Genomic DNA, 26,406 nt, shown 5'->3' with positions numbered 1-26,406 from the left:
AGCCAGATGACATATCAACGACCCGATTCAAGAGCTTTAGACCAACTGCGTAATACAAAGATCACGCCGAATATTTCGCCCTACGCCGAGGGCTCGGCATTGATCGAGGTCGGCGGAACAAAGGTCATTTGCACCGCCTCGGTGGAAGACAGGGTGCCGATGTTCCTAAGGAACAAAGGCGTCGGCTGGGTCACCGCAGAATATGCGATGCTCCCGCGGGCGACCAATACGAGAACACAGCGAGAGAGCCAGCGTCCGAGCGGCAGAACGCAGGAGATCCAGCGGCTGATCGGTCGGAGCCTTCGTGCCGTAGTCGATACTAAGCAGCTTGGCGAGCGACAGATCTACCTTGACTGCGATGTGATCCAGGCGGATGGCGGAACGCGGTGTGCTTCGATAACCGGGGCCTATGTTGCTCTTGCTCTGGCCTGCCGCCGGCTGGTCAAACAGGGGACGATAAAGACCAATCCGATCCTAAGCGAGGTCGCCGCCGTCAGTGTCGGCATCATCGAGGCGACGCCGATCCTTGATCTGGCATATGCCGAGGATTCGGAGGCAGACGTCGATATGAACGTTGTGTGCACCGGGACAGGTAAGTTCATCGAGCTTCAGGGTACGGCAGAACGGGAGCCGTTCTCACGCGATGAAATGGATGAAATGCTGATCCTAGCCGAGAAAGGCGTAAATCAGCTTTTCGAAATACAACGAAAAGTCTTGGCAGCATGAATCAGAGGCGTTTAACGATCTCTCCGGGCAGCTGGCCGGTTATTTTTGTCCCGTCCCACACCTCGACGCCATTAACGAAGACGCCTTTTATGCCCTCGGCAAAAAGCTGCGGCTCGGTGAATGTAGCTCGGTCAACGACGGTTTCCGGATCAAACAACACAAGGTCTGCTCTCATTCCCTTTCGAATGCGTCCGCGGTCGCGAAGGCCCAGCCGTTGTGCCGGGAACATCGACATCTTTCTTATCGCCTCTTCGAGCCCGAGCCATTTATTCTCCCGGACGAATAGTCCGAGAACGCGGGGAAACGTACCCGTTCCGCGCGGATGACGGCCGCCTATACCTCCATCGCTCGAAACTATTACCCACGGAGTTTGGTAGAAAGCTTTTACGTCGCTCTCATTCATTCCAAATCCGACGACGCCCGCTCCGCCGTTCTTCACGATCTCGATATAGGTATCGACCGGTGTTTTCTTTGCGAAAGCAGCAGCTTGTTCCAGGGTCTTCCCTTCATATGCGGGAAACGCTCGGCACGAGGTGATGAGCACTTTATCAGCGCCGCCGAGCGCGTCGATTCCTTTTTGCACCTCGGCCGGGTCCTCGTGCTTCCGGCTCGGAACCAGCACCGTGATCGTTGAGGCCCAGGCAATATAAGGATACGCATCGGCGGTGATATCGAGCCCACTTTCGCGCCCCTCGTTTATCAAAGCGATCGCCTCTGCGGATTTGCCCCACACGCTCTTATTACCCATCTTTATGTGTGAGACCTGAACCGCGATCTTTGCTTCGCGGCCAATGCGGATCGCCTCGCGGATGGCGTCCAAAACGCCTTCCTCCTCATCACGCATATGGGTCATGTAGATGCCGCCGTGTTTTTCCGCGACCCGAGCAAGCTGGATCAGTTCCTCGGTCGTCGCCGAAAAACCCGCATCGTATTCAAGTCCCGAGGAAAGCCCGAAAGCCCCGTCCTTCATCGCCTTCTCAAGCAATACTGACATCTGAGCGATCTCTTCCGCTGTTGCCGGCCGGCGAAGGTCCTCTTTCATCACAAGCGTCCGAAGCGTGCCATGGCCGATAAACGCCCCGACGTTGACAGCGACTTTTCCTCGCAGGCCATTCAAATAATCACCGATCACATCGGGCGATCCGCCGTCCGGGCCGACGATCAAAGTCGTAATTCCCTGCGAGACCTGATTAGCCGCCGTTCCCTCGCGCAACAGGCCAGATTCGCTGTGGTTGTGGATATCAATGAAACCGGGAGCAAGCACGAGTCCCCGGCCTTCTATCACACGGTCGCCTACCCGCGGCTTTTTGGTTCCGGGCTTGCCGATCCGCACGATCCGGCCACTGAGGATCGTCACATCTGCAACGTATCGCGGCGAGCCGGTGCCATCAACGACTGTGACATCGCGGAAATGCGTTGCACTCTGCCTCGCGAAAGCGGCGACGGAGACCAGCGACAAGATGAGGAAGGAGCAGGCGAGGCGTTTGAAGAAAAGAGCAGATCTCATAAGTGTTTTCACTCGAATCATAAGCGAGACGCGTCGGGTAGCACAACCTCATCGGAAACGTCCTTTGACGATGCAGAACGCAGAATCTAGAATCGAGGTTTACTTTGAAGGAGAAAGACGATCTTGAATAACAAACAGTTTGAGGGCCGGTCCGCCATAGTGACCGGTGGAACCCGCGGCATAGGAAGGGCGATAGCGCTCGAGCTTGCACGCCGAGGTTGCAGTGTTGCGTTCAATTACGCCCGGAGTGCGGATGAGGCCGAGAAGCTTAAGGCGGAGATCGAAGCTTTCGGCGTAAGGGCTTATGCTGCTCAGTGCGACGTTGTGAATACTGAAGCGGCGGCAGAATTCGTCAAGGCGACCGTTGCCGAGTTCGGCACGGTCGATTTCCTGGTCAATAACGCAGGCATTACTCGCGACCAGCTTATCCTTCGCATGAAAGAAGATGACTGGGATGCCGTCATCGATACGAACCTTAAGGGTGCCTGGAACTTCTCAAAGGCCGTTGTTCGGCCGATGATGAAGAATGAGAACGGCGGTTCGATTGTCAACATCACATCGGTCTCCGGTGTAGTTGGAATGCTCGGGCAGACGAATTACTCAGCCTCGAAAGCGGGGATGATCGGCCTGACGAAGGCTCTCGCTAAAGAGGTCGCGAGCCGAAAGATCACCGTCAATGCACTTGCTCTCGGCCTCGTCGAAACCGAGATGGCCAGTGAAATGAACGCCGAGTATCGCGAAAAGATCCTTTCACAGATACCGCTCGGCCGCCTCGGCAGCGTTCAAGAAACTGCCGAGATCGTTTGCTTTCTTTTGTCACCGGCCGCCGCCTACATTACGGGCGAAGTGATCAATGCCAATGGCGGCCTCGCGATGTGATGAACCATAACGAACAACAAGACGACCGCGAAACGACTGACGATAACGCGGAAGAGAATGAACATCTTCCGGCCGACGGTGGAATAACTTCCTCGCCTCGTGCCGAGCCTGTAACGTTCGGAACTCCGGTTTATACATCGATCCTGATAGCTTGTTTCGTTGGGGTCTCGATGGCTCAGTTTTCGGCGGGCCTTGAGGAATCGGTCCGTGCCGCAGGCTTTGTAAAACCGATCTTCGTTGGTGGCGAGTACTGGCGCATTCTGACCGGAGCGGCACTTCACGGAGGAGTGCTTCATCTTTTCCTCAACTCTTTCGCGTTCTTTAGTTTCGGGCGGCTCTTCGAGGGGCTTTCGAACAGGGCACATCTATCGATCGTATTTCTGTTAGCTGTGGTCGGCGGCGGGGTTCTAAGCCTGATCTTCAAACCCGCGGGAGCTCCAGCAGTTGGCGCATCGGGCGGCATTCTTGGCGTGGTCAGTTATCTGGTGGTTTACACTTTCGCCCGGCGGCAGTTTGTCAGCCCCGCCTTCCGCAAGGATATGCTTGTGAACGTTGCGTTCATTCTCGCGTTTGGGCTGATACTTTACAACGTGATCGACAACTACGGACACGTCGGCGGCCTAGTAACAGGGGCGGTGTATGGGCTGATCCAGATCCCGCGTGATCCTTCTATAGATCCGCGGACTGTCAGCAACCGGATCGAATCCGCCGGCCTTGCCTTTCTTGCTGCATGGATCGCCATTTCCGGGTTCAGCGTGTTTCTGATCCTTACACACAGCGGATAGCCGAAAAGTTTTAATGCCCCGAGTTAGAGTTCATCAACACGTAAATCCACTCTCGCCGTTCTACCGGCAAGCTCCCGAACCGCTCGTTTACGAAGAGCTTTTCGCCGGTGCCTCAAAGCCGCTTCTTCTAGATATCGGCTGTGCTCGGGGCCGTTTCTTGCTCCGGATGGCGGCGGCCGAGCCGGAACGAAACTACCTTGGCGTGGAGATCCGCGAGCCATTAGTCGCCGAAGCGAATCGTCTCGCTGAAGAGGCCGGCCTTTCGAACCTGCATTATTCGTTTTGCAACGCGATGCTCTGGCTCGAGCGTCTTCTCGAGGGGATTCCGAAGCGCGTTCTCGAAACGGTGACCATTCAATTCCCCGATCCCTGGTTCAAGAAAAAGCACGCAAAGAGGCGAATGGTAAACCCTGAAATGGTTGAAACCATCGCATCGCATCTCAAGCCCGGAGGCCGTGTTTTTGTCCAAACGGACATCGAATTTCTCGCGGACGAGATGTTTGACCTTTTCCGTGTGAACGGGAAGTTTGATGAAGAAGAGGCGTCCGAGAATCCGTTTCCGGTCAAAACCGAACGCGAAAAAGCCGTCGAAGACAAGCAACTGCCCGTCTATCGGCGGCTTTTTGTTAGAAAGTAATTAACCGAGGCTTGTCCCGAGAAGCCACTGCCCGCCGTCGACTACCAGCGTCACGCCGTTGACGTAGTTTGCAGCGTCCGAGGTCAGAAAGAGAGCAGCGTTCTCGATGTCCTTGATCCGGCCAAACCGTCCGACCGGTATCTTTTTCGTGATCTTTTCTTTGAGCGGCTCGGGTAACAGCCGCTTCATGCCTTCGGTATCTTCGATCGGCCCGGGAGCGATCCCATTTACACGGATGCCGTGGCGGCCCCATTCAACCGAAAGATTGCGCGTTATCGCATCTACACCGGCCTTTGCGGCCGAGACATGTATTTGCATCGGCGTAGCGAGATAGTGGAGCGTGGCTGAGATATTCAGGATCTGCCCTTTCGACTTTTTTAGCTCCTCGAATGCCGCACGGCAGACGTTGAACGTTCCTTTCGTGTCGATATCCACGACCGTTCCAAAGCCATTCGGTGAGAGCTGCTCCGCGGCGCAAAGGAAATTCCCGGCCGCTCCATTTACGACGATATCGATGCCGCCGAAATGCTCGACCGTTTTCGCGATGGCATTTTGGACGGCCTCAAAGTCGCGAACATCCGCCGCGACCGCAAAACACTCGCCGCCGCCGTCCTCGATCAGCTTTTTCATCGCCGCAAGGTTCTCTTCCTTCCGGCTTGTTATGGCGATACGAGCCCCGTGTTCGGCCATCGCCCTTGCGACTCCGCCGGTGATTCCCGTGCCGCCGCCTGTTACAAACGCAACTTTCCCCTGTAAAATGTCCTTTGAGAATACGCTGTCACTCATGGAAAAGAATCTTACCACAAAGAGTTGTTTTAGCCCGATTCGAGCCCTAGCCGAGCGTTTAGGTCAAAAACCTCTGATCTGGCTGCTGTTGATTCTGGCAATGGCGATGGCGGCAGCTTCGTGTGGATCGCCGCCGACCGACCCGCGAACGGCGATACCGGAAGATGCACTTATTTTCGTACAAACCCAAGACCTCGGCCGCCTGATCGGAGCCGTTTCTGAGAGCCCGCGTTTTGCAGAGGCCGCCGAAAGCAAGCCCGATCTGCGTGCGATCAATGGCTTAGAAATCGCGGTCGCAGTCACCGGTTTTGAGACCGTCGAACAGCCCGTCACCGATGCCAACTCCGTGCTAAATTTCCGGCCGCGTTTCGTCGCGGTCGCGGAAACCCGGCTGTGGAATTTTCAGGTGCTCGGGTTTGTGGAGGAGGAATTGGGGCTCTTCATCAGCGAGGCTTACGGCGGCGAGGCAAAACTTGAGATCTCAGAAAAACACGGCGGCCGGTATTTCATCTGGCTCGGGCAAGACGGGCAGAAGGCTTACGCGTTAGTTCTCGGCAGTCTGATCATTTTTGGAAACGACGAATCTGCGCTCGAACGTGCCCTTTCGGCAAAGAACGGCGAAATCGGCTCGATCGCAAAGCGTACAGAATTTGCCGATCCGGCCGGACTGGTCTCAGGTTTTATATCCAAGGACGGCATTGCTCAGCTCGCCAACATCTCCGGTATTTCGCTTGCAAACAGGGCGAGCGACGACGCTGACGTCCAGAGCTTTGTCGCAAGAGTACTGCCCGAGGTCCTGCGGAATACTGTTACAGAGATCCATTGGGCGTCGCAGTCGGTAGAGAACGGGATCGAAGACCGATTGACGATCTCGACCGTGAGCGAAACTGGCACAGTGCTCGGCGAATCGATGGCCGCCGCCGAAGGTGGCCCGCTCGGGCTCGAACGCTTTATCCCGGAGACGATCGTCTCGGCCACCCGCTACAATCTCAAAGATCCTCGTGTCGCATGGCGGGCCGCTCTAATGACAGCTCAGCGGCAAACGGATGAGCTTTCCGGCAGGCTGCTCATTGCATTCTCCGATAGTCTCTTTGAGCCTTACGGCATCGACAACGCGGAGGTGTTTCTTACTTCGGTCGATACGCAGTTGGTCACCGCAAGATTTGATAGCGAGGGCGAGAAGCAGATCGTTATCGCAAAAGTGAAGGACCGCGAGACTCTGCTCCGCGCTGTGGCAGAAGAACTCAGGTCCGTAAAACCGGTGGAAACAGAATCTGGAACCGCACTTTGGCGCTCAGAGGAAGGCGACGTTGCGATGGCAATAATTGGCGATGTTTTGGTCATCGGCGACCCCGATGGTGTGCAGCGTTCAATAGATGCCGGTCGAAGGCCTGCCAATGTCGAACTCCCGGCGAGCATCAAAACGATCGCAGCCTCGACCGCGGCGGCGATAACAATTGGCGGTGACTTGAGCGTTTCGGGACGCGTCGCTGACGTGCTAACGGCAAAGAAGCCGGGCGAATCGCCGATCGTCGCCCGCTACACGACCGAGACCCGAATCAATCAGAAGGCCATCGAACGAACGAGCGTCTCAGACTTCGGGATCATCGGGAGCATCATCGCACTATTCGCCGCAGAATAGACTTCCCTTTTGTAACCTTTCGTTTGAGTTTTCGGGCGTTCTGCTCGATCCATCGATCGGCCTCTTCAAAATTCTCAAAGCGTTCCTCGTCGCGTCGGAACTCAGGTGTGTGGTTGTATCGCCGGCCGTTATGGTGGACCGTCGGGTGAAAAACGTGAAGCATTTCATGGTACATCACATATTCGATGACGAGCCGAGGCACGTCGGTCGAATCGAGCGAGCGGCTGATGACTATAGTGTCGTGGTGCGAGTCGAAGTGGCCCAGGATCCGGAACGTGGGCTTTGCCGACCATGTGAGTGTTGGTTTTCGCAGGGTTCCCCAGAAGTATTTTGCATTGAGGTCCGAAAATAACTCTTCCAGATCATAGATCGCTCCGCTGGTTCCGGTAATCACCTTTCGTCCCCGTTCACGGCGGCTGGCGGTTGCCCGCTCCCGCATCTCAGGCGAAGAAATATAGTTCGTATACAACTCACGAGCCCGCTTTGGTACCCGCCGCCGGAAAAGTTTTGCGACCAAAACATAGGCCAGAGCCTTATGGATTTCGATCGGCATTTCCCAACAGATCTCCGCGATGCGGACATAGATCTGGCCATCGCGAACCCGGATCGTCTGGTTTATTCCAATGTACGGATAGAATGAAACATGAACGGTGATGCCGCTGCGCTCGGGGTCATAATGCCCGATCACATCGCGGTAAAGCTCAACTATTTCATCAATTGCGGGGATTTCAGCCACTCTGTTTATAATCGTTTAACGAATAATCGTTGACACATGTCCCGTGTCGGTGCTATTTCTATATATCGGAGAGTATTTCTCTCTTCGACTGGTTTCTCCCTCAAACGTGACAAATGGCGGTTCGTGAGTCAAATCGAGAGACAAAGTCCGCCCGCCCCGACCCGGACAAACGCGGGCAAGCAGTTCTTGCTGCCGTTATCGATGAGCACTTTGTAACCGGAGAAGCTGTCGGCTCAAAACGGGTCGCCGAACGGTTTGCGAGTTCATCTCGTGTCAGTTCGGCAACCATCCGAAACGTGATGAGCGAGCTTGAGGAGCTTGGTTTCCTCGAACAACCTCACACTTCTGCTGGCCGGGTACCGACCGATTACGGGTACCGCTTCTATGTTGACAACCTGCTTGGCATCCTTAAGGTCTCCGACTCGGACCTCAAACGGATTGCAGAAGAGTTCGGATCGTTCGATGATACTCTCATCGAGGCTCCGGATCGGCTACTTGAGCGGACGTCGCAGCTCCTATCTGATCTTTCAAATAACGTTGGGATAGTGGTCTCACCGAGCTTGGCGAACGACAGGCTCCAGCACATTGAATTCATCAGCGTTGCTGAGAACCGAGTGCTGGTAGTCATGGTCTCACCGCCAAATATCGTCCACAATCGGCTGATCAAGCTGAATGCCCCTTTGACGCGTGAGGAACTCGAGAAGTGTTCGAATTTTCTCAACGCCGAATTTGCGGGCAAGAGTCTTTCCGGGATCAGAGATGAGATCCTCAGGCGAATGCACGAAGAACGGGCCCTTTTTGACCGCCTTCTGCAAACGGCCGTGATACTTTGCTCGCAAAGTATCCAGGGAGAAGATGATCGTTCCGGTGAGGTCTATGTTGAGGGAACTACCAACATCCTTTCAAAACGTGACTTTGCCGACCTCGAGCGGCTTCGCGACCTGCTCGCGACCATCGGAGAAAAGTCCAAGCTTCTTCAGATCCTCAATGAATGCGTTTCGAAAGAGGATCCGGGAAACGGAGACGTCAAGATCGTTATCGGAAGTGAGAATTCGGTAACGCCCCTTCAAGATTGTTCGCTGATCTCAGCTCCTTATAGGATCGGCGACAGTAACGCGGTCGGAACCTTGAGCGTTCTCGGTCCGACACGTATCGAATATGCACGAATGATCGCAGTCGTGTCCTATCTTGCAAAGGTCCTTGAGCGGTTGCTTGCAAAGCAGTCAGCCTAAGACCGCCAGCTTACGCAGAGCTTCCTGTGTAAAAACAATGAATGAAAAAGAGGAAATAAAGGATCAAGAACCTTTGTCCGAGAGTGTGCTCGATGCGGATAGTGAATCGGTTGATGATTTCATCCGCCAACTCGAGGAAAAAGAAAAGGATCTGCACATAACGCTCGATGGAACCGTTATTGAGATCGAAGCAGGATTCGATGATGGCAATCCGTCTGTCTTCTTTGCCGATCAGGCCCCTAGGCCCGAGCCGGTCAAGCAGGTGATTTCCGAGCCCATCGTTGCAGCACCGGAGACTGAGGCGATCGAAAGCTCGGATGACGAACTCGCTGAACTCGCGGAACGGGTCGACGACCTCGAAGAGTTCAACGCCGCACTGAAAGAGAATGTCCGGCGACTGGAAGCCGAGCGTACAGAGATCCTTGAAAACTCGCTCCGAAGAAACAGGGATTTCGAGACCTATAAAACCCGCAACGAACGTGACCGCTCCGACCACCTTCGAGACCAGACAGTTGCGTTGGTTGAACGCCTTTTGCCCGGGCTCGATAACCTGAGACGAGCTCTCGACTCCGCCGAGAAACTCGTGCATGAACGAAGCTCTGAGTTTGCCCACTTCTATGAAGGGATCCAAATGGTAAATGAGCAATTTATTGTCGCTCTCAAAGAGATGGGCATTGAATCCATACCGGCGAAGGGCGATGAGTTCGATCCGCATCTGCATGAAGCGGTTGCCACCGTCGAAACAGAAGAGCTGGCGAACAACATTGTCTGCGAAGAATTACTTCGCGGCTTTCGCCTCGGCGACCGCATCATCCGCCACTCACTGGTCAAAGTCGCGGTGAATGGTCAGATGCCGGACAACGACCCGAAGACCGCTGAAGAAGAAACCATCGAGACGGAGAATGACTCCCAATAGGTTTTGTCCTCACGCCCCTTGCCCTTCTCCCTCCACATCTTGAGGTAATTGAATATGAGTAAAGTGATCGGAATTGACCTTGGAACCACGAACTGTTGCGTATCCGTACTTGAGAACGGGACGGTGCAGATCATCTCAAACAAAGAAGGCGGCCGGACAACCCCGTCGGTCGTCGGTTTTACTGATAAGGACGAACGCCTTGTCGGGCAGATCGCCAAGCGGCAGGCCGTGACTAATTCGGCCAATACGCTCTATGCCGTAAAGCGACTAATCGGACGCAAGTTCGCGTCGCCCGAGGTGGAAAAGATGCGGTCGACCGTTCCTTTTGAGATCGTCGAGGCGCCGAATGGTGACGCTCATATTCGCGTTCTTGGCAGGGTTTACAGCCCGCCCGAGATCTCCGCGATCCTGCTCCAGCGGCTCAAGCAGGCGGCTGAGGAGTTTCTTGGCGACCGCATTACCGAGGCGATCGTAACGGTCCCGGCCTATTTTGACGATATGCAGCGGCAGGCTACACGCGACGCTGCAAAGATCGCGGGACTCGAGGTCGAACGGATCATCAACGAGCCGACCGCCGCAGCTCTCGCATATGGCTTTGGAAAGAACAAGTCCGAGAAAGTCGCGGTTTATGACCTCGGCGGCGGCACGTTCGACATCTCGATCCTCGAGATAAAGGACGGCGTTTTCGATGTTCTTTCAACGTCAGGTAATACGTTTCTCGGCGGTGAGGACTTTGACCAACGGATAATCGAATGGCTATTGGAGAACTTCAAAAGCGAAACGAGCATCGACCTCTCGAACGACAGGCTTGCTCTCCAGCGACTCAAAGAAGCAGCTGAGAGGGCAAAGTGCGAGCTTTCGAGCGTGACGGAAACAAATATCAGTCTTCCATTCATCGCCGCGGACGCAACCGGACCTAAGCACATTAATGCAACACTTTCCCGCGAAAAGTTGGACGAACTTATCCTCGACCTTGTCGAATCAACTGTCGAACCTTCACAAAAGGCTCTCTGGGACGCAAAGCTGAAGCCTGAGGATATCGATAAGGTCATCCTCGTCGGCGGGCAGACAAGGTCTCCGATAATCTCAAGAACGGTTGCAGAAGTCTTCGGAAAGGAGCCTTCGTCCGAGATCAATCCGGACGAAGTGGTCGCAATGGGCGCTGCCATCCAGGGCGGAGTCTTCACAGGCGATGTGAAAGATATCGTTCTTTTGGACGTACTTCCGCTCAGCCTCGGGCTTGAGACGCGAGGCGGGCTGTACGTTAAGCTGATCAACCGCAACTCGACGATTCCGCTGCGAAACACGATGACCTTCACGACTGTCGTTGACAATCAGCAGACGGTGCAGATCCACATCCTTCAGGGTGAGCGCGAGATCGCGAGAGAGAATCGCAGCCTCGCGAAATTCGAACTCGTCGGCATTCCGCCGGCGGCCCGCGGCGTACCACAGATCGACGTGACGTTCGAGATAGATGCCAACGGCCAAGTGAACGTTTCGGCTCAGGACAAAATGACCGGGCTTGAACAGGCGATGCAGGTGATGCCTTCGTCGGGACTTTCGCCTGAGGAGATCGAACGGCTGATACTTGAAGCAGAGACCTCCGTTGAACGCGATAAGGAAGAACGTGAACTTATCCTGCTCCGCAACAGGGTCGAGGGTATGGTCAAGACGGCCCGAAAGGCGATGGCTGAGTTCGGCAGGTCATTCCCTCTCGAGGAGCAACAGGCGACAAACGGCACGCTCAACGCAGCGGAAGATCGGATCCAAGAGGCGGACAAATCAGAACTCGAAGCTCTTGTGAAAACGGTCGAGGAGACCGCCGCAAAGATCACCGAGGCGATGCTCGCCGCGGTCTGATCCTCCGGAGCACTTGAGAATAGGCCACTGAATTGGTGATAATGAGAAAACGTCAGCTTGAGCGATCAGGCTGGCGTTTTCTCGATACGATATGAGCAAACGGGATTATTACGAAATTTTAGGTGTTCAGCGAAATGCGAACGACAGCGATATCAAACGCGCCTACCGATCGCTTGCTGTTAAGTTCCACCCGGACAAAAATCCGGATGACCCGCAGGCTGAGGAACGGTTCAAGGAATGTGCCGAGGCGTACGCAGTCCTCTCTGACGCTCAGAAGCGAGCGGCCTATGACAGGTTCGGGCATTCTGGTTTCGGTGCCGGAGGTCCAGGTTTCGACCCCGGTTACGCGAATTTTGAGGATATCTTCGACATGTTCGGCTTTGGCGACATGTTCGGTGCTCGGGGCGGCGGACGACGCAGCCGCGTACAGCGGGGAGCCGATCTACGCTACGACCTCGAGATCTCGCTTGAAGACGCAGCCCTCGGTAAAGACGAGCGGCTCAAGATTCCAAGGCTCGAAAAATGCGATGAATGCGAGGGTACCGGGGCAGAGGAAGGCACGCATCCGGATGACTGTATCGCCTGTGGCGGAAGCGGGCAAACTCGCTACCAGCAGGGCTTTTTCAGCGTAATGCGGACATGCCCGAACTGTGCCGGAAAGGGGCAGGTTATCAAAAGCCCATGTAAAGAATGCCGCGGCCAGGGCCGTATCGAGAAAGAGAAGATCCTTGAGATAAAGATCCCGGCGGGCGTTGAGACAGGCTCGCGGCTTCGTGTTTCCGGCGAAGGCGAGGACGGTTCAAACGGAGGCCAAACCGGCGATCTCTACGTAATTATTCACGTCAAAGAACACAAGGTCTTTGAACGGCAGGGCGAAAATCTTTACGCTGCTGTACCCGTTTCGTTTGCTCAAGCGGCGCTCGGTGCTGAGATTACAGTGCCGACCCTTGACGGCGAAGAAGAGTTGACGGTTCCCGCTGGAACGCAAACGGGAACCGTGTTCAGGATAAAGTCGAAAGGAATGCCGGTGCTCGGCGGACGTGGCCGCGGAGACCTTTTTGTCGCGGTGACGCTGATCACTCCGAAGTCACTTTCGAAAGATCAGCGGAAGCTATTGGAGCAACTCGCCGAGATCGAGGATACGGAATTCGCGGACTCTTCCTTTCTTGACAAGGTCCGCAACATCTTCGGTTGAACCAAGAACTTTAAAGACGATCAGCCGTTCAGCTTGGCTTTCACCGCTTCGCTGACGGCTTTTCCATCTGCGTTTTTGCCGGCGAGATTTTCCAAAACCGCCTTCATTACCGTTCCCATGTCTTTCATCGACGACGCCCCAGTTTGAGTGACTGCGTCAGCGACTGCCTTCTCGATCTCTTCATGGGTCGCCGCGGCGGGAAGATATTCTTCAATCATCGTTACTTCTGCCGCCTCTTTTGCTGCAAGATCCTCGCGCCCGGCTTTTTCGTACTGCTCGATCGAACCTTTCTTTGCTTCAACAGCGACTGTAGAGCCTTCTGAACTTCCTCGTCGGAGAGTTCAGAGCCCTTCTCTATTTTTCGATTCATCAAATTGGCTTTCACCATTCTCAATGTCGAAAGACGCTCCGCGTCTTTTGCCTTCATCGCTGCTGTTATGTCGGTAATGATCTGGTCAAGTAAGCTCATCGTCTCAAGTCTATTCGAGCGGGCCCCGCGGTTCAATTCCCGAAGATTTCTATTGTTTATTGTCTACCGTTGTGTTAAAACATTCTCAAGACACGAAAGTGATCTTCGTACGCGTAAATCACGAAAGGACAACAAGTTAAACATGGCCGAAGTCAGCAGCCAAGTGCTCTCCGACTCGCAGGGTACCGCTACGGTTTTTGCGGGCGACTATCTCAACAAGCTCACCGGCGAACGCATTGAACGCGAATGCCGGACGAAATTGAATGAAGGCTGTCGAGAGATCGTCGTCGATTTTTCTGGGACAGAACTCGTCAACAGCATCGGCATTTCGATCCTGATGGGCGTTATCGATGCCGCATCCGGTATCGGAGCAAAGGTCGTGTTTGCAGAACCCAATGAGATGACAACGGAGTTATTTGACATGCTGGGCCTCACGCGGCATGTCGAGATCAGGGCTTGAAATGAAACTTCAGGAAATGCGATCAACGAATTTCAGCCGATTTGCGGCCGAGCGCAACAAACTTGTACACACCTTTGGAGCGCTCGCTGAAATTGGTCAGGAAGTTTCAAATAAGCACAACTTTCAGGAAACGGTTCGGACCTCGCTTCATTTAGTTCTTGGCTCGCTCGGGATCATGCGGGGCGGAGTCGTTCGCTATACTCGGTTCGAGCATGAATTGAATATGGTTTCCGGACGCGGACTTGGAGATGATTTCCCGTTCGTGATGTCGCTTTGCTACGAGGACGAGCGGCAATTTCTGGCGAATGGCCTCTATCCTATTGATTGCGATCAAGCAAAAGTACTTCCCTTTTTCCAAATTTACGATCGAAGCTTGGAACAGTCCAAGATCCAGCTTTTTGTCCCTTTGGTCGTTCGTGATGAACTTCTCGGCGGGTTGTTCCTCGGTGAAAAAGCGAGCGGAGAGCAATACACTTCTCACGACAAAGAGATTATCTGTGCAATGGGCCGGCACATCGCAGTCGCCGTCTCGCAGCGGAACCTGATGGCCGAGCTTGAGCGCCGTGCTGACGAGAATCGTCGACTTTACGACGACCTCAAAATGACCTATAAAGATACGGTCCAGGCTTTCGCGGCGGCGATCGATCGAAAAGACAAATACACCGAAGGCCATTCTGTCCGGGTCGGCAAATATTCAGAAGTGATCGCCCGAGAGCTCGGTTGGGGTGATGAAGAGGTCGAGGGAGCAGCCTTTGCCGGTTACCTGCATGACATCGGCAAGATCACGGTCGAACGTAAGATCATCAATGCTCCCTATCGGATAAATGCGAAGGAATCAACCGAGCTGAATAAGCATCCCGGGGCTGGCTTTGAGATCCTACAACCTATACGACATCCGTATGCGGGTGTGCCGCTGGCCGCAAAATACCACCACGAAAGGCTGGACGGACGCGGATATCCCGACGGGCTTTACGACCGCGATATCCCCTACATTGCTAAGGTTGTGAACCTGGCAGATGCTTTCGATGCGATGACCTCTGATCGGCCCTATCGCCGGCGAAGGTCGGTTCCCGAAGTTTTTGAAGACCTTCAGAGAAATACGGGTAAGCAATTTGCTCCGGAGCTCGTTACGGCGCTCCTCCGCGGAATGATGAAGGAACTCTCGGGAAACTCCACGGACAAGATCTTCCGCAAACTTCTAGGGCGTGAGTATATGGAGAGCGAAGGCCTGATGCCGATAGTTAGAACGGCCCTCAATGGCATCGCCCCCACGTCGCCGCTAACCTTCGTGGCGTCGAAATGAAAAGACGCTTCGAATCCTTACTTTATCCTTCAACTTAGAGTGAGAAATTGAAGTTTACAAAGCCCGTTGCCCGGACTGGTTGGCCATCTCGCTTGAACGGCCGAAAACGCCATTTCATTATGGCATCACGAGCTGCCGCTTGAAGCATTGTGTGCCCGACTGTGTTCTGGATCGCCGCCACTTGTCCATCCTCGTCTACGACCACCTCTACTCGAACGACACCTGATGCCCTCACTTGCCGCGCCGCCGATGGATATACCGGCTGCGGCCTATTCGTTGCAAAGGGCACAAGCGATCCGACTTCGATCTGTCCGGCGGGAACAATTTCCGCAGGTTCGGCCACCGGCTCCCTACTTTCTTTATTCGGTACTTCTACAGCTTCTGTTTTATCCGTCGAGTCTGGCTCGTCTGTGGGCAGCTTACTCGATCCGTTTGTTGTTGCAGGCGGTACTGGCCTCTGAACAGGAGCGTTCAAGGCGACGGTCTGAACCGGGATCAATTCCACCGGCTGTTGCGGCGTTCCGGCAACGGCCGTCAGAACAGTGCTTCGCTGCGTCGCAAGTTGTTCGCGTGCATCGGCAAGTTCGTCACGCCATCGCCGTGCATCGTACTCATCAGGCGAGTAAAGGCTCCGAGCCGATGTCGCCTCCTCAAGCAGGGGCAAGGCCATTGGAGCACACGACTCATCTTTACTCGTTTCCTTTGCTTGCTCAACAACAAGCTCAAGCAATGCCCGCATTTGCTCCACATATTTCAGAGCTTCGGTTGGCAAGTTCTTGTCGGTTACCTGAAGGCCCAACGCCCGGTAGCGCTCGGCCTGCGAACGAGCCCCCTTAATTACCTGCCCCGCGATCGGAGGATAAAGCGTCGAAGCTGCCTCGTTCCGATTCTTGTAGTCGGTGAAGTGGCTCTCCAAAAATTCTTTGGCCTTTCGGTAATTTCCCTGCTCCAGATATCCATTCATCAACATTACATTGACAACGGAGTGGATCGAAAGATCGCCGGTCTCTTTCCTAATATTCTCGAGTTCAAAAATTGCAGATGTGTGATTCCGAACCGCGAGCTGCGCCCGAGCGTTCGCAATGCGATCACGCATCACCTCTGCCGGTGTTCTGATCGCGGGTTGCTCGGTCGGCTTCGGCGTTTCGACAGGTTCAGATGACTGCTGTGATTGTGCAAATATGATGGCGTTGGAAAAACTCAGGCTAATTACTGCCGCGAGTATTCCCTTTTTGACGTTTAACGGCATTTCAGTCCCCCTTCTGACTTATGTCTCCGTATAAAGGTCAAGCGAACTACGGGGGGCTCACTTTCAACGACCAGTTAATTCATTGCCCTAAAAACAGATAAGCGGGCAAGAAATGCCCGCGGGCTAATTTTTTAAGCTCTCGACGATCTTTTTGCGATATGCGATTGCTTCCGTTTTTATAGCATTTTCGTTTAACGTGAGCAAACGTCGGTCCTGCATGACAATGCGGCCGTGGATGATTACGGTGCGAACGTCGGTCGATTTCGTCGCGTAAACCAGATGGGAATAAATGTTGTACATCGGCGTTTGATGAAGCCCGTCCATATCGACGATTACGATATCCGCAAGCTTGCTGGCTTCGATCGAACCGATACTATCAGCCATGTGAAGAGCCCGAGCTCCGCGAATCGTCGCCATTTCAAAGACCTGTACAGCGGACACTACCTTTGGGTCAGAGGAAAAGACCTTGTGCAGTTTTGCCGCGGTGTCCATCTCTTCCCATAGGTTCAGGTCGTTGTTAGAAGCGGCTCCGTCGGTTCCGAGCCCGACGTTCATATCCTTTGCAAGCATCATCGGGACGGGAGCCACGCCGGATGCGAGCTTCATATTCGAATGCGGATTATGCCCGATGCCAACGTTGCGGCGTTTCAAGATATCGAGCTCGGCTTCATTCGCGTGGACGACGTGTGCAGCGATCGTCCGGTCGTTGAAGAAATTAATGCTCTCGAGGAATTCTATCGGCCTTTTACCGTCGTATTTTTCCTGAATTGCTTTTGTCTCGGTATCTGCCTCGGCAAGGTGAATGAGAAGTGGAGCTTTCAGCCGGTCGGACATCGCACGAGCGTCAGTTAAATTGTTTTCGGAAACAGTGTAAGGAGCATGCGGCGCGATAGCAGGTGTGATCAAAGCATGTCCCTGCCATTTCTTGATGAACTTTTCTGTGACCTCGAGGCCTTCAGCAAACGTCTTAGCATCGGGCACGGGAAAATCGATAACCGTCTGCCCCAGAACTCCCCGAACGCCGGCCTTCGAGGTCTCGTCGGCGATCGCATCTTCAAAGTAATACATGTCCGCGTACGTCGTAGTTCCGCCACGGATCATCTCAGCAAGCCCGAGCCGAGTACCTGCCCTCACGAAAGCCTCGTCAACGTTCTTCGCCTCAGCGGGGAAGATATATTTGGTGAGCCATTCCTGCAGATCCATGTCGTCTCCGATCCCACGGAAAAGCGTCATCGGAATATGAGTGTGCGTGTTTATCAAGCCAGGGACGATGACCTTGCCGCTTGCGTCGATGGTTCTCGTCGCTTTGTGGCTTCGTGTCAACTCGGCACGCGTCCCAACGGCCGTTATCGTGTCCCCCGATATCGCGACCGCTCCGTCAACGATCACCCGTCGCGAACCGTCCATCGTAACGACGGTTCCGCCGACGATCAGCATGTCAACGCGCTGGTGCCCTGGCTGTGCCCAAACGAACGTAGTCGCGGAAGAAAAGAGAGATATAGTTAAAACACAACTGACAAAAATCCTTTTCATTGCTTACATTTTCTCCAAACGTTCCACATCAGCAAGGTCCTTGAGACGTCCGCTCGTAATCTTGTTTTTAATGAGGTCGGGTTTATCTATGGTCGAGATGGCAATATCTTCTACGTCTGTCTCGATGCGGTTCGCATAAGCAGTTTCAAACTCAATGCCGTCCGCAAAGTTCATTATCTGGATCTTCATAGGCTCGACACCCATTTCGATAATGCACCGCTTGTCCGGAAAAATATCATCACCAAGGCTTGCCTCGCCAAAACCAAATGAGATCAGGGAGCGTCTCAAGTTCTGAGTGTTTTGTTCATCGTCAGCAACAAATATATCGAGATCGTTCGTTGCTCGCGTGTAGCCGTGAATCCCGACCGCATATCCGCCAATCAAGAGGTATCGAACGCTATTCGTATTTAATAATTCGAATAACTCTTTGAAGTCTTTCGGTAGCTCGAACTCCATAATTTAATCGCCGCAGCCTTTCCATATGCTGGAGCCTCTCTTTCACGCTCGTGCCTTTCCAATGCTCGATCTCGTCCGAATCGTCAAATTCCCCTACGACATTAATTTTTGACCGGTCCAACCTTAATTCGGGTATGTCTTTGCGTTCATGCATTTATTTTTGTTTTTCTAGATTATAAAGCATTCCACCCGCTGGCGCGGAGCTATCCTCGATGCCTTTATTGAGCTCAACGCTGACATGGTAGTCGGCGAAAATGATCCGGGAATTTAGAACTTTGGCTGACTTAGCATCAAGATATTCGATCGATAAACGGTCTCGGGCTGGCCAATTTAGATTCGCGCCATAGGCACTTTTGCTTCTTACTGCCCCGTACAAAGTAGCCACAATATATTTATCGTCTCGGGATTTAAGCCTGACCCCTTTTGGAACGACAAACACGGAATACCCGAACGACGTTGTCGCTCCGCCATTTGTTTCGACGAGCAGAGCGTCAACCTGTCCGTCAGGCGATGGAACTCTCGAAACTTCGTCGAAACTCGCATCGCTGTTAAGAGAAATACAAGAAGAGACAAAAAAGGCCAAAAGAAAAGTCACGCAAATTGTCTTCATTTCAAAAATGTCGAATCAAAGGCCTTCGGAAGAAGTTCGCTCATCTGGATAGTTTCGGTCTTGCCATTGAGGTTGGATAATGTCACCGGAATGTCGCCGCCGAATTCCCAGATCACTTGCCGACAGGCTCCGCATGGTGCCGTCAGTTCGTCGCTTTCTGCCACGACCGAGATCCGTTTGATGCGTTTATGACCGGCCGCGACCGCTGAAAAGATCGCCACACGCTCCGCGCACATCGTCAGGCCGTAGCTGGCTGATTCTACGTTGCACCCGGTGTAGATCTCACCGCCTTCGGTTTCGACAGCGGCCCCGACCCTGAAATTTGAATAAGGCGCGAAAGCACGAGTTCTCACATCCGCTGCCGCCGCGATAAGTTCCTCTTTCGTGTGCTTCATAATAAACGCCTGTTCGGATTCCACTTGCCAATTCGAAAACTAACTATCCCTTAGCTCTGCGCGGCCACTTCCTTGACAAGCTTTTCGCGCACCAAACTGCACAGCAGTTCGATGCTGATCCCGGTATTCGAGCCTTCCGGTAGGATGACGTCCGCATGCCGTTTCGATGGCTCGACAAATTCAAAATGCATCGGCCGAACCGTGCGATAATATTGGTCGATCACAGAATCGACCGTCCGCCCGCGTTCGGCAATGTCGCGCCGCAGTCGGCGAATGAACCGGATGTCGTCCGGGGTATCAACATACACCCGCATATCGAGCAGGTCCAAAACTCGCGGTTCTGCGAAGATAAGGATCCCCTCGACAATAACTACCGGCTTGGGCCTGATCGTCTCTATCTCGTCGCTGCGTGTGTGGGTCTTGAAGTCGTACAACGGCATTTCAACTACAAGCCCCTGCTTCAGCCGGACGAGGTGATGGACCAGCATGTCGCTGTCGATCGAATCCGGATGATCGAAGTTCGCCTGATGCCGTTCATCGAGCGGCATATCCGCAAGGTTTCGATAATAGCTGTCCTGTTCGACCAGCACCACGTTCTCGCGCCCGACGGCATCGACTATCGCTCGCGCGATGGTCGTCTTGCCCGAGCCCGTTCCTCCACAGATGCCTATGATCATATGCGCTTGACCACCTGACGTAGCAATTCTTTGAAGACCTCGGAAACACGCGCGCCGACTTCCATCACCTCACCATGATGTATGACATCGTCGGTCATTCCGGCCGCGAAATTTGTGATACACGAAATGCCGGCGACGCGAATGCCCTGATGGCGAGCAGCGATAGCCTCCGGAACCGTTGACATCCCGACGGCATCGGCTCCAAGCGTACGGAACAGCCGAATCTCGGCCGGCGTCTCGTAGGTCGGGCCTGAAAGTGCGCAATAAGTTCCACGATGCAGGAAATCAGTCAACGCCTTTTCCCTTCCTGTTTCAAGCCTTTCTCTCGCGATTGCGTTCGCTTCTTCATCGATGGCTCGCTGAAGCTCGCGGTCATAGACCTGAGTCATGTCCGGAAAACGCGGGCCGAATCTTTCATCATTTGGACCGCGGAGCGGATTCACGCCCATCATATTTATATGGTCCGCGATCAGCATCAGATCGCCCGGCCGCATTCCTGCCTTGAGGCTTCCTGCAGCGTTCGTAAGGACAACTGTGCCAATACCCATCCGACCGAAAACCCGCACCGGGAACATCACCTGCTCCATCGAATATCCTTCGTAGAAGTGAAACCGTCCTTGTTGGACCACGAGCGGAACGTCTCCACATTTCCCGATGACCAATCGGCCGGCGTGCCCTTCAACGGTCGATCGGACAAAATGCGGTATTTCCTCGTAAGGGATCGCCACGGCCTCATCGAGTTCGTCAGCAAAAGCCCCCAGCCCGCTCCCGAGGACGATAGCGACCCGCGGCCGGAGGCTGGTCTTCTGCCCAATATATTCGGCGGCCTCGGCCGCATTCTCAAATGTCATCTTGTTCTACGATTGCCCTGCTATTTCTCTTTCCTGTACGGCTGCCCGAGGGCCTTCGGAGCTCGGCTCAAACCAATGAACCCGGCGAGAACAATTATCGTCAGCACATAAGGGATCATTTCGATGAACTGCACCGGTATCGGATCGCCATTGATCTTCGCCCACGAAGCACCCTGGATCTGGATGGTCAGCGCCTCAGTAAAACCAAAGAACAAGCATGCGAAGAGAACCGGCACCGGCTTCCATTTCGCCAGGATCAATGCGGCAAGTGCGATGAACCCACGTCCGGCGGACATCCCGCGCGTGAAGAGTGAAGATTGGCCGGTCGAAAGAAATGCTCCGCCGGTCGCCGCAAGAACGCCCGAGATAATGATCGCCAAATAGCGAAGCCCCTTCACATTGATCCCCGCCGCATCAGCCGCTTCCGGGTTCTCGCCAACCGCCCTAAGTCGAAGTCCGAAAGGCGTCTTGTACATTGCGTACCATGCGAGGGCGACCGTGAAAAAGGCAAGGATCGTCGCGGACGAAAGTCCGCCGAGGATCACGGGTATCTTTTGGGCTTTGTCGATCTGCGGTGTCGACCCGGTCGAATCGTAGATGACGCCGCTTATCAACGCGGGAAGCCCCAGCATCAGAAAGTTGATAGCCATCCCGGCGACGACCTGATCGGCCTCGAACTCGAGCACCGCAATGGCATAGACCGCCGCAGTGACGATCCCCGCCCCGATGCCGCAGAGCAAGCCGAGATATGGATTGCCGGTCTGAAACGTTACGACGGCCGCGGTAAAGGCACCCGATAGAAGAAGCCCTTCAAGGGCGATGTTTATCACGCCGGATCGCTCAGAAAAGAGCCCGCCCAATGCCGCGAAGATCAGCGGGGTCGCAGCCGTTAATCCCGAGAGTAAGAAGCCCCAGTTTAGGATATCCTGCATATCTCAAGTCCTACCGCCGTGTATACCTCTGAAAGCATGCAACAAAAAGGATCATTATTGCCTGCAGCACAAAGCCGAGATCCTTTGAAACGTAGCGGGTAAATGCATCAACAAAGATCTCCCCGCGAAGCAGCACACCAAAGAAGATGGCTGCGATCAGAATGCCTAACGGATGATTTCGGCCAAGCAGTGCGACAGCAATCCCGAGGAAACCCCACTGAGCGGAAAAATCGTGATAGTAGTTATTACGCGTACCCATCACTTCCCCGATCGAAACCATCCCAGCGAGGGCTCCCGAGATCGTCATCGCCAGAATTATCTGCTTCTTTGGTGAAATGCCGCCGTACTCGGCCGCGGATGGATTCTCACCGACGGCTCGCAGCTCATAACCCCACTTCGTTTTCCATAAGAAAACATAAACGACCACGCACATTAGAAGCGCGAGAAAGAAGGCGATGTTCAAAGGAACGTCCGGAGACAGAAACCCGAAGAACTCATTCAGCCTCGGTATCGTCGCGGCCTCGCCTATTGGCGGCGTTTCTAGGATCGGGCCCGGATTCTTGAAATGATATTGCGTCAGGTAGCTGACGAGGGCGATGGCGATGAAGTTGAGCATGATCGTGTTGATCACCTCATGCGAACCGAAACGGGCCTTTAGGTAACCCGGGATCGCCCCCCACAATCCGCCAACCAGAACGGCTGCCAAAACACACAGCGGTACCAGAAGAAAAGCCGGCAAACTCGCCCACGCCCAACTTTCAGTTCCAACTACCGTACCGCCAAGCTTGATTCCGACCCAGGCGGTGGCGAACGCAGCAACGTAAAGCTGGCCCTCGGCACCGATGTTCAAGAGCCCGCATCGAAATGCGACCGCGACCGCCAGCCCGGTGAAGATTAGCGGAGTGGCATAGTGCAAGGTCCAGCCGATGTCGCGCATCGATCCGAACGAAGATGAGAGCAGCCAAGCGTAAGCGTTGATCGGATCATCGCCGAGAAGCAAAATGATCACACCACCAACGATAAACGCCAGGACGACAGCGAGTAACGGCCAAAGGACCTCACGGAGAATATTCATATGCGCCGGCTGATCCGAAAAGTAGGGCGGAGAAACAAGCGATCCCGTTCATCAATTGTTCAAGAACGTTCCTAAATATAACCGAAGAAAGGCGGTTGTGTCATCTTTTCGTCGCACAAAAATCATCGTTTGATTTTTTGGCCGATGGTGAAAAAATAGACTTGACAGCTACACGCTCAGGTTTTATTATGTCCTTAGACTAATTGTTTAGTCATTAAGACCAATCAACTAGTAACTTTTTGGAGGAAATGATTATGACGATGATCAAATTTGACCCATTTCGCGAACTTCGGACCCTTAACGACGAGATGAACCGGCTTTTCACGGCGGTACCTGCTTCGGCCGATCGTGGCGAGTTTGCTCGTGGCGCCTGGAGCCCGAACGTGGATATTTACGAGGACGAAAACAGGCTTATTGTGGAAGCCGAGCTTCCCGGAATGAATCGCGAGGATTTTGAGGTTTCGGTCGAAAACAACGTGCTCACGCTCAAGGGCGAACGCAAGTTTGAAAAGAAGACCGAGGGCGATAATTACCACCGGGTTGAACGCGCTTACGGATCGTTCACGAGGCAATTTACACTTCCGCAGACGATCACTGCCGAAGGAGCAACCGCTGATTTCGAGAACGGCGTTCTTCGCGTCGCTCTTCCGAAGAGAGAAGAGACGAAGGCGCGGAAGATCGAGATCACAGCTTCCGGCAATGACGCAAAGGCGATCGAAGCAGAAAGTAAGTCAGCAACTGCGTAAGCATTAGTGAAGTTGGGACATTAGATTCGACGCAGAGGATCTGAACAAGATGTCCTCTGCGTCGTTCGATGTTTAGGATAAAATATCACCATGAGATTCGATAGATTTACGATCCGCGGCCAAGAGGCCGTCCAGGCAGCAATAGGGGTTGCGGAAAAAGAGCAGAACCAACAGGTCGAGCCCGAGCATATCCTTGTTGCAATGCTTGAGCAAAAAGAAGGTGTACTCAAGCCGATACTCGGGAAGATCGGCGCAAATACGGTCGCCATTTCGACTGAACTTCTTGCCTCGATCGCCAAGCTGCCCAAGGTCACGGGCGGACAACAGTATTTCAGTTCGCGCACGAATACACTGTTTCAAGAGGTCCAGAAAGAGGCCGAGAAAATGCAGGACGAATACGTTTCGACCGAGCATCTTCTGTTATCGATAGCCTCGGAAAAGGACGGCGACGCGGGAAGAATTCTTCGCGCGAACGGCGTGACCCGCGAAGATCTTGAAAAGGTGATCACGGACATGCGCGGCGGATCGCGGATCACCGAGCAGAATGCGGAAGAGAATTTTCAGGCGCTTGAGAAATACGCTCAGGACCTGACCGAGCGTGCCCGTAAAGGCAAGCTTGATCCCGTGATCGGACGTGACGATGAAATACGCCGCACCATCCAGATACTTTCGCGGCGGACAAAAAACAACCCGGTGCTGATCGGCGAACCCGGGGTTGGCAAAACTGCGATCGTCGAGGGGCTTGCTCAGCGGATCGTTTCGGGTGACGTTCCGGAAACGCTTAAGAACAAGCGGCTTGTCTCGCTCGATCTTGGAGCGATGCTCGCCGGAGCCAAGTATCGCGGTGAATTTGAGGATCGCCTCAAGGCTGTACTTAAGGAGATCGAGAAAGCCGAGGGCCAGATAATTCTGTTTATCGACGAACTGCACACACTCGTCGGTGCCGGCGCGTCTGAGGGCGCAATTGATGCTTCGAACATGCTTAAACCGGCGCTTGCACGCGGCACTTTGCGCGCGGTCGGCGCGACAACTCTCAACGAGTATCAGAAGTATATCGAGAAAGATAAGGCACTCGAACGGCGCTTTCAACAGGTTTACATCGGCGAACCGAATGTGGAGGATACGATCGCGATTCTCAGAGGTTTGAAAGAACGATACGAGGTCCACCACGGAGTTCGCATCAAAGATGCCGCTATCGTTGCGGCTGCGATGCTTTCGAATCGGTACATCACGGACCGATTCCTTCCGGATAAAGCCATCGACCTGATCGACGAGGCAGCCTCGCGGATCCGCATTGAGATCGATTCGCTTCCGCAGGAGATCGATGAGCTCGAGCGCGAGATATTACAGCTCGAGATAGAACGCCAGGCACTCAGCCGAGAAACGGACGAGAAGTCGAAGGAACGGCTCGACGATATCGAAAAGCGTATCGCTGATCTGAAAGAGCGTTCATCCGCGATGAAGGCCAAGTGGCAGTCTGAAAAAGAAGAGATCGAGAAGATGCGGACGGGCAAAGGGCAGCTTGAGGAAGCAAAGCTCGAGCTTGAGCAGGCCCGGCAGGCCGGCGACCTCAATAAGGCCGCGGAGCTTCAGTATGGCCGAATTCCCGAGATTGAGAAGCTTCTCGAAGTGGAACAGGCTCGACTTGAGGAACTGCAGACCGATGGCGTTTTCCTGAAAGAAGAAGTTGATGAAGAAGACGTAGCCGAAGTTGTTGCAAAGTGGACCGGTGTGCCGGTCACAAAGATGCTCCAGAGCGAGATGCAAAAGCTCGTCTCGATGGAGGACAATCTGCGGAATCGGGTAATTGGACAGGACGAGGCTCTAGCTGCGGTCGCAAATGCGGTTCGACGTGCGAGAGCTGGTTTGCAAGATCCGAACCGGCCGGTTGGTTCGTTCATTTTCCTTGGCCCAACGGGCGTCGGCAAGACCGAAACCGCTCGGGCACTTGCAGAGTTTCTCTTCGACGACGAGCGAGCGATGGTTCGGCTCGATATGTCCGAGTATATGGAGAAGCATGCGGTCGCGAGAATGATCGGAGCGCCTCCGGGCTATGTCGGTTATGAAGAAGGCGGCCAATTGACCGAGGCTGTCAGGCGTCGTCCATACTCGGTAGTCCTGTTCGACGAGATCGAGAAGGCACATCCGGACGTATTCAATGTGCTGCTCCAGATTCTGGATGACGGCAGGCTGACGGACAGCAAAGGCCGCGTTGTCGATTTTAAGAATACTGTTCTTATCATGACCTCGAACCTCGGTTCGCGTGAGATACAGGCGTCGACCGAGAACCCGCTGGCTGACAGAGATATCAGGACGAATGTGTTGCAGGTCCTTAAGGATCATTTCAAGCCTGAGTTTTTGAACAGGATCGACGACATTGTTGTCTTTGGCCAGCTCGGCAAGGATGAGATCGCTTCGATCATTGATATTCAGCTCGCAAAGCTCAAGACGATGCTCGCCGATCGAAACGTCGTGATCGAGCTCGACGAATCGGCCCGCGAACTGCTGATCACAGAAGGTTACGACCCGGTTTACGGGGCTCGGCCGCTCAAGCGTGCGATCCAGTCAATGGTCCAAAATCCGCTTGCGGTCAAGCTTTTGAATGGCGAGATCTCGAGTGGGCAAACCGTCCATGTGACCGCCGAGAATGGCGAATTGCAATTCTCGGCGAGCGAAGGAGAAAAAGTGGCAGGGCAGATCTGATTGTTTGCTGCTCTTCATTGCCGCTCGATGTCGAACGGATCGACTT

At 54.0% G+C, this 26,406-nt stretch carries 25 protein-coding genes and 1 pseudogene; 13 read left to right on the top strand and 13 right to left on the bottom strand.

Annotated features, from left to right (window positions below):
- Window positions 1-6 precede the first annotated feature (6 nt).
- Window positions 7-726: a ribonuclease PH gene (gene rph, locus IPM21_12420; protein ID MBK9164685.1), complete on the top strand. Its 720-nt coding sequence runs from the start codon at window positions 7-9 to the stop codon at window positions 724-726.
- Window position 727: 1 nt separating this feature from the next.
- On the opposite strand, the gene IPM21_12415 is transcribed toward rph, so the two are convergent.
- Window positions 728-2,233, bottom strand: coding sequence for a D-aminoacylase (locus IPM21_12415; protein MBK9164684.1), 1,506 nt, complete (start codon window positions 2,231-2,233; stop codon window positions 728-730).
- A gap of 123 nt (window positions 2,234-2,356) precedes the next feature.
- On the opposite strand from IPM21_12415, the gene fabG reads away from it, so the two are divergent.
- The 3 genes from fabG to trmB are packed head-to-tail and all read left to right on the top strand — an operon-like array spanning window position 2,357 to window position 4,534.
- On the top strand, window positions 2,357-3,112 hold the full coding sequence (fabG, locus tag IPM21_12410; GenBank protein MBK9164683.1) for a 3-oxoacyl-[acyl-carrier-protein] reductase: 756 nt from the start codon (window positions 2,357-2,359) through the stop codon (window positions 3,110-3,112).
- Window positions 3,112-3,897, top strand: a complete 786-nt coding sequence (locus IPM21_12405; GenBank protein MBK9164682.1) for a rhomboid family intramembrane serine protease — start codon at window positions 3,112-3,114, stop codon at window positions 3,895-3,897. The genes fabG and IPM21_12405 overlap by 1 nt, the downstream gene beginning before the upstream one ends.
- A 13-nt stretch (window positions 3,898-3,910) precedes the next feature.
- Complete coding sequence (trmB, locus tag IPM21_12400) at window positions 3,911-4,534, top strand: tRNA (guanosine(46)-N7)-methyltransferase TrmB (GenBank protein MBK9164681.1); 624 nt, start codon at window positions 3,911-3,913, stop codon at window positions 4,532-4,534.
- Here trmB and IPM21_12395 read toward each other — a convergent pair whose 3' ends face one another.
- Complete coding sequence (locus IPM21_12395) at window positions 4,535-5,320, bottom strand: SDR family oxidoreductase (protein ID MBK9164680.1); 786 nt, start codon at window positions 5,318-5,320, stop codon at window positions 4,535-4,537.
- Window positions 5,321-5,426: 106 nt separating this feature from the next.
- Here IPM21_12395 and IPM21_12390 point away from each other — a divergent pair, with 106 nt between their 5' ends.
- The gene (locus tag IPM21_12390; protein MBK9164679.1) at window positions 5,427-6,962 is read left to right on the top strand and encodes a hypothetical protein; all 1,536 of its coding nucleotides are present in this window, start codon (window positions 5,427-5,429) and stop codon (window positions 6,960-6,962) included.
- Here IPM21_12390 and IPM21_12385 read toward each other — a convergent pair.
- Window positions 6,937-7,698 (bottom strand): SprT-like domain-containing protein, encoded by a 762-nt coding sequence (locus IPM21_12385; protein ID MBK9164678.1) that lies wholly within the window; start codon window positions 7,696-7,698, stop codon window positions 6,937-6,939. The two genes, IPM21_12390 and IPM21_12385, sit on opposite strands and share 26 nt — an antisense overlap.
- Before the next feature lie 113 nt (window positions 7,699-7,811).
- Between IPM21_12385 and hrcA the strand changes: the two genes are divergently transcribed.
- From hrcA to dnaJ, 4 genes are all read left to right on the top strand, one after another.
- Window positions 7,812-8,930 carry a heat-inducible transcription repressor HrcA gene (gene hrcA / locus IPM21_12380; protein MBK9164677.1) on the top strand — a complete coding sequence of 373 codons (1,119 nt, stop codon included), beginning with the start codon at window positions 7,812-7,814 and terminating at the stop codon, window positions 8,928-8,930.
- A gap of 37 nt (window positions 8,931-8,967) precedes the next feature.
- On the top strand, window positions 8,968-9,846 hold the full coding sequence (locus IPM21_12375; GenBank protein MBK9164676.1) for a nucleotide exchange factor GrpE: 879 nt from the start codon (window positions 8,968-8,970) through the stop codon (window positions 9,844-9,846).
- 54 nt (window positions 9,847-9,900) lie between these two features.
- Entirely contained in the window at window positions 9,901-11,706 is a 1,806-nt protein-coding gene (dnaK, locus tag IPM21_12370; GenBank protein ID MBK9164675.1) for a molecular chaperone DnaK, read from the top strand.
- A 91-nt stretch (window positions 11,707-11,797) separates the two neighbouring features.
- Entirely contained in the window at window positions 11,798-12,901 is a 1,104-nt protein-coding gene (gene dnaJ / locus IPM21_12365; protein ID MBK9164674.1) for a molecular chaperone DnaJ, read from the top strand.
- A 20-nt stretch (window positions 12,902-12,921) separates the two neighbouring features.
- On the opposite strand, the pseudogene IPM21_12360 reads toward dnaJ, so the two are convergent.
- Window positions 12,922-13,370, bottom strand: a pseudogene (locus IPM21_12360) (GatB/YqeY domain-containing protein).
- 142 nt (window positions 13,371-13,512) lie between these two features.
- On the opposite strand from IPM21_12360, the gene IPM21_12355 reads away from it, so the two are divergent.
- Together IPM21_12355 and IPM21_12350 are read left to right on the top strand one after the other, a co-directional pair.
- Window positions 13,513-13,830, top strand: coding sequence for an STAS domain-containing protein (locus IPM21_12355; protein ID MBK9164673.1), 318 nt, complete (start codon window positions 13,513-13,515; stop codon window positions 13,828-13,830).
- Between the two features lies 1 nt (window position 13,831).
- On the top strand, window positions 13,832-15,133 hold the full coding sequence (locus tag IPM21_12350; GenBank protein MBK9164672.1) for an HD domain-containing protein: 1,302 nt from the start codon (window positions 13,832-13,834) through the stop codon (window positions 15,131-15,133).
- Window positions 15,134-15,167: 34 nt separating this feature from the next.
- On the opposite strand, the gene IPM21_12345 is transcribed toward IPM21_12350, so the two are convergent.
- The 9 genes from IPM21_12345 to IPM21_12305 form a co-directional block, all read right to left on the bottom strand.
- A complete protein-coding gene (locus tag IPM21_12345) occupies window positions 15,168-16,382 on the bottom strand; it encodes a TonB family protein (GenBank protein MBK9164671.1) in 1,215 nt (404 codons plus the stop codon).
- Between the two features lie 123 nt (window positions 16,383-16,505).
- A complete protein-coding gene (locus tag IPM21_12340) occupies window positions 16,506-17,915 on the bottom strand; it encodes an amidohydrolase (protein ID MBK9164670.1) in 1,410 nt (469 codons plus the stop codon).
- A 3-nt stretch (window positions 17,916-17,918) separates the two neighbouring features.
- Complete coding sequence (locus IPM21_12335; protein MBK9164669.1) at window positions 17,919-18,371, bottom strand: hypothetical protein; 453 nt, start codon at window positions 18,369-18,371, stop codon at window positions 17,919-17,921.
- Window positions 18,372-18,525: 154 nt separating this feature from the next.
- Entirely contained in the window at window positions 18,526-18,981 is a 456-nt protein-coding gene (locus tag IPM21_12330) for a hypothetical protein (GenBank protein ID MBK9164668.1), read from the bottom strand.
- Entirely contained in the window at window positions 18,978-19,376 is a 399-nt protein-coding gene (locus tag IPM21_12325) for a cytidine deaminase (GenBank protein MBK9164667.1), read from the bottom strand. The genes IPM21_12330 and IPM21_12325 overlap by 4 nt, the downstream gene beginning before the upstream one ends.
- 50 nt (window positions 19,377-19,426) lie before the next feature.
- Window positions 19,427-20,053: a uridine kinase gene (udk, locus tag IPM21_12320; GenBank protein MBK9164666.1), complete on the bottom strand. Its 627-nt coding sequence runs from the start codon at window positions 20,051-20,053 to the stop codon at window positions 19,427-19,429.
- Window positions 20,050-20,904: a purine-nucleoside phosphorylase gene (locus tag IPM21_12315; GenBank protein MBK9164665.1), complete on the bottom strand. Its 855-nt coding sequence runs from the start codon at window positions 20,902-20,904 to the stop codon at window positions 20,050-20,052. The genes udk and IPM21_12315 overlap by 4 nt, the downstream gene beginning before the upstream one ends.
- Window positions 20,905-20,924: 20 nt before the next feature.
- A complete protein-coding gene (locus IPM21_12310) occupies window positions 20,925-21,836 on the bottom strand; it encodes an ABC transporter permease (protein ID MBK9164664.1) in 912 nt (303 codons plus the stop codon).
- Window positions 21,837-21,846: 10 nt separating this feature from the next.
- Window positions 21,847-22,911: an ABC transporter permease gene (locus IPM21_12305; GenBank protein MBK9164663.1), complete on the bottom strand. Its 1,065-nt coding sequence runs from the start codon at window positions 22,909-22,911 to the stop codon at window positions 21,847-21,849.
- Window positions 22,912-23,162: 251 nt separating this feature from the next.
- On the opposite strand from IPM21_12305, the gene IPM21_12300 reads away from it, so the two are divergent.
- Entirely contained in the window at window positions 23,163-23,657 is a 495-nt protein-coding gene (locus tag IPM21_12300) for an Hsp20/alpha crystallin family protein (protein MBK9164662.1), read from the top strand.
- Between the two features lie 90 nt (window positions 23,658-23,747).
- Entirely contained in the window at window positions 23,748-26,360 is a 2,613-nt protein-coding gene (clpB, locus tag IPM21_12295) for an ATP-dependent chaperone ClpB (GenBank protein ID MBK9164661.1), read from the top strand.
- The last annotated feature ends 46 nt before the right edge of the window (window positions 26,361-26,406 follow it).

This window comes from Acidobacteriota bacterium (assembly GCA_016716435.1).
Lineage (GTDB): Bacteria > Acidobacteriota > Blastocatellia > Pyrinomonadales > Pyrinomonadaceae > OLB17.
This window is presented reverse-complemented; position numbering and strand designations above follow the sequence as displayed.

What these genes read in the sequence shown, in the direction of transcription:
- rph (MBK9164685.1), top strand. Translation starts at nt 7, where the DNA reads ATGACATATCAACGACCCGATTCAAGAGCTTTAGACCAACTGCGTAAT.
- IPM21_12415 (MBK9164684.1), bottom strand. Translation starts at nt 2,233, where the DNA reads ATGAGATCTGCTCTTTTCTTCAAACGCCTCGCCTGCTCCTTCCTCATC.
- IPM21_12405 (MBK9164682.1), top strand. Translation starts at nt 3,112, where the DNA reads ATGAACCATAACGAACAACAAGACGACCGCGAAACGACTGACGATAAC.
- trmB (MBK9164681.1), top strand. Translation starts at nt 3,911, where the DNA reads ATGCCCCGAGTTAGAGTTCATCAACACGTAAATCCACTCTCGCCGTTC.
- IPM21_12395 (MBK9164680.1), bottom strand. Translation starts at nt 5,320, where the DNA reads ATGAGTGACAGCGTATTCTCAAAGGACATTTTACAGGGGAAAGTTGCG.
- IPM21_12390 (MBK9164679.1), top strand. Translation starts at nt 5,427, where the DNA reads ATGGCGGCAGCTTCGTGTGGATCGCCGCCGACCGACCCGCGAACGGCG.
- hrcA (MBK9164677.1), top strand. Translation starts at nt 7,812, where the DNA reads ATGGCGGTTCGTGAGTCAAATCGAGAGACAAAGTCCGCCCGCCCCGAC.
- IPM21_12375 (MBK9164676.1), top strand. Translation starts at nt 8,968, where the DNA reads ATGAATGAAAAAGAGGAAATAAAGGATCAAGAACCTTTGTCCGAGAGT.
- dnaK (MBK9164675.1), top strand. Translation starts at nt 9,901, where the DNA reads ATGAGTAAAGTGATCGGAATTGACCTTGGAACCACGAACTGTTGCGTA.
- dnaJ (MBK9164674.1), top strand. Translation starts at nt 11,798, where the DNA reads ATGAGCAAACGGGATTATTACGAAATTTTAGGTGTTCAGCGAAATGCG.
- IPM21_12355 (MBK9164673.1), top strand. Translation starts at nt 13,513, where the DNA reads ATGGCCGAAGTCAGCAGCCAAGTGCTCTCCGACTCGCAGGGTACCGCT.
- IPM21_12350 (MBK9164672.1), top strand. Translation starts at nt 13,832, where the DNA reads ATGAAACTTCAGGAAATGCGATCAACGAATTTCAGCCGATTTGCGGCC.
- IPM21_12345 (MBK9164671.1), bottom strand. Translation starts at nt 16,382, where the DNA reads ATGCCGTTAAACGTCAAAAAGGGAATACTCGCGGCAGTAATTAGCCTG.
- IPM21_12340 (MBK9164670.1), bottom strand. Translation starts at nt 17,915, where the DNA reads ATGAAAAGGATTTTTGTCAGTTGTGTTTTAACTATATCTCTCTTTTCT.
- IPM21_12335 (MBK9164669.1), bottom strand. Translation starts at nt 18,371, where the DNA reads ATGGAGTTCGAGCTACCGAAAGACTTCAAAGAGTTATTCGAATTATTA.
- IPM21_12330 (MBK9164668.1), bottom strand. Translation starts at nt 18,981, where the DNA reads ATGAAGACAATTTGCGTGACTTTTCTTTTGGCCTTTTTTGTCTCTTCT.
- IPM21_12325 (MBK9164667.1), bottom strand. Translation starts at nt 19,376, where the DNA reads ATGAAGCACACGAAAGAGGAACTTATCGCGGCGGCAGCGGATGTGAGA.
- udk (MBK9164666.1), bottom strand. Translation starts at nt 20,053, where the DNA reads ATGATCATAGGCATCTGTGGAGGAACGGGCTCGGGCAAGACGACCATC.
- IPM21_12315 (MBK9164665.1), bottom strand. Translation starts at nt 20,904, where the DNA reads ATGACATTTGAGAATGCGGCCGAGGCCGCCGAATATATTGGGCAGAAG.
- IPM21_12310 (MBK9164664.1), bottom strand. Translation starts at nt 21,836, where the DNA reads ATGCAGGATATCCTAAACTGGGGCTTCTTACTCTCGGGATTAACGGCT.
- IPM21_12305 (MBK9164663.1), bottom strand. Translation starts at nt 22,911, where the DNA reads ATGAATATTCTCCGTGAGGTCCTTTGGCCGTTACTCGCTGTCGTCCTG.
- clpB (MBK9164661.1), top strand. Translation starts at nt 23,748, where the DNA reads ATGAGATTCGATAGATTTACGATCCGCGGCCAAGAGGCCGTCCAGGCA.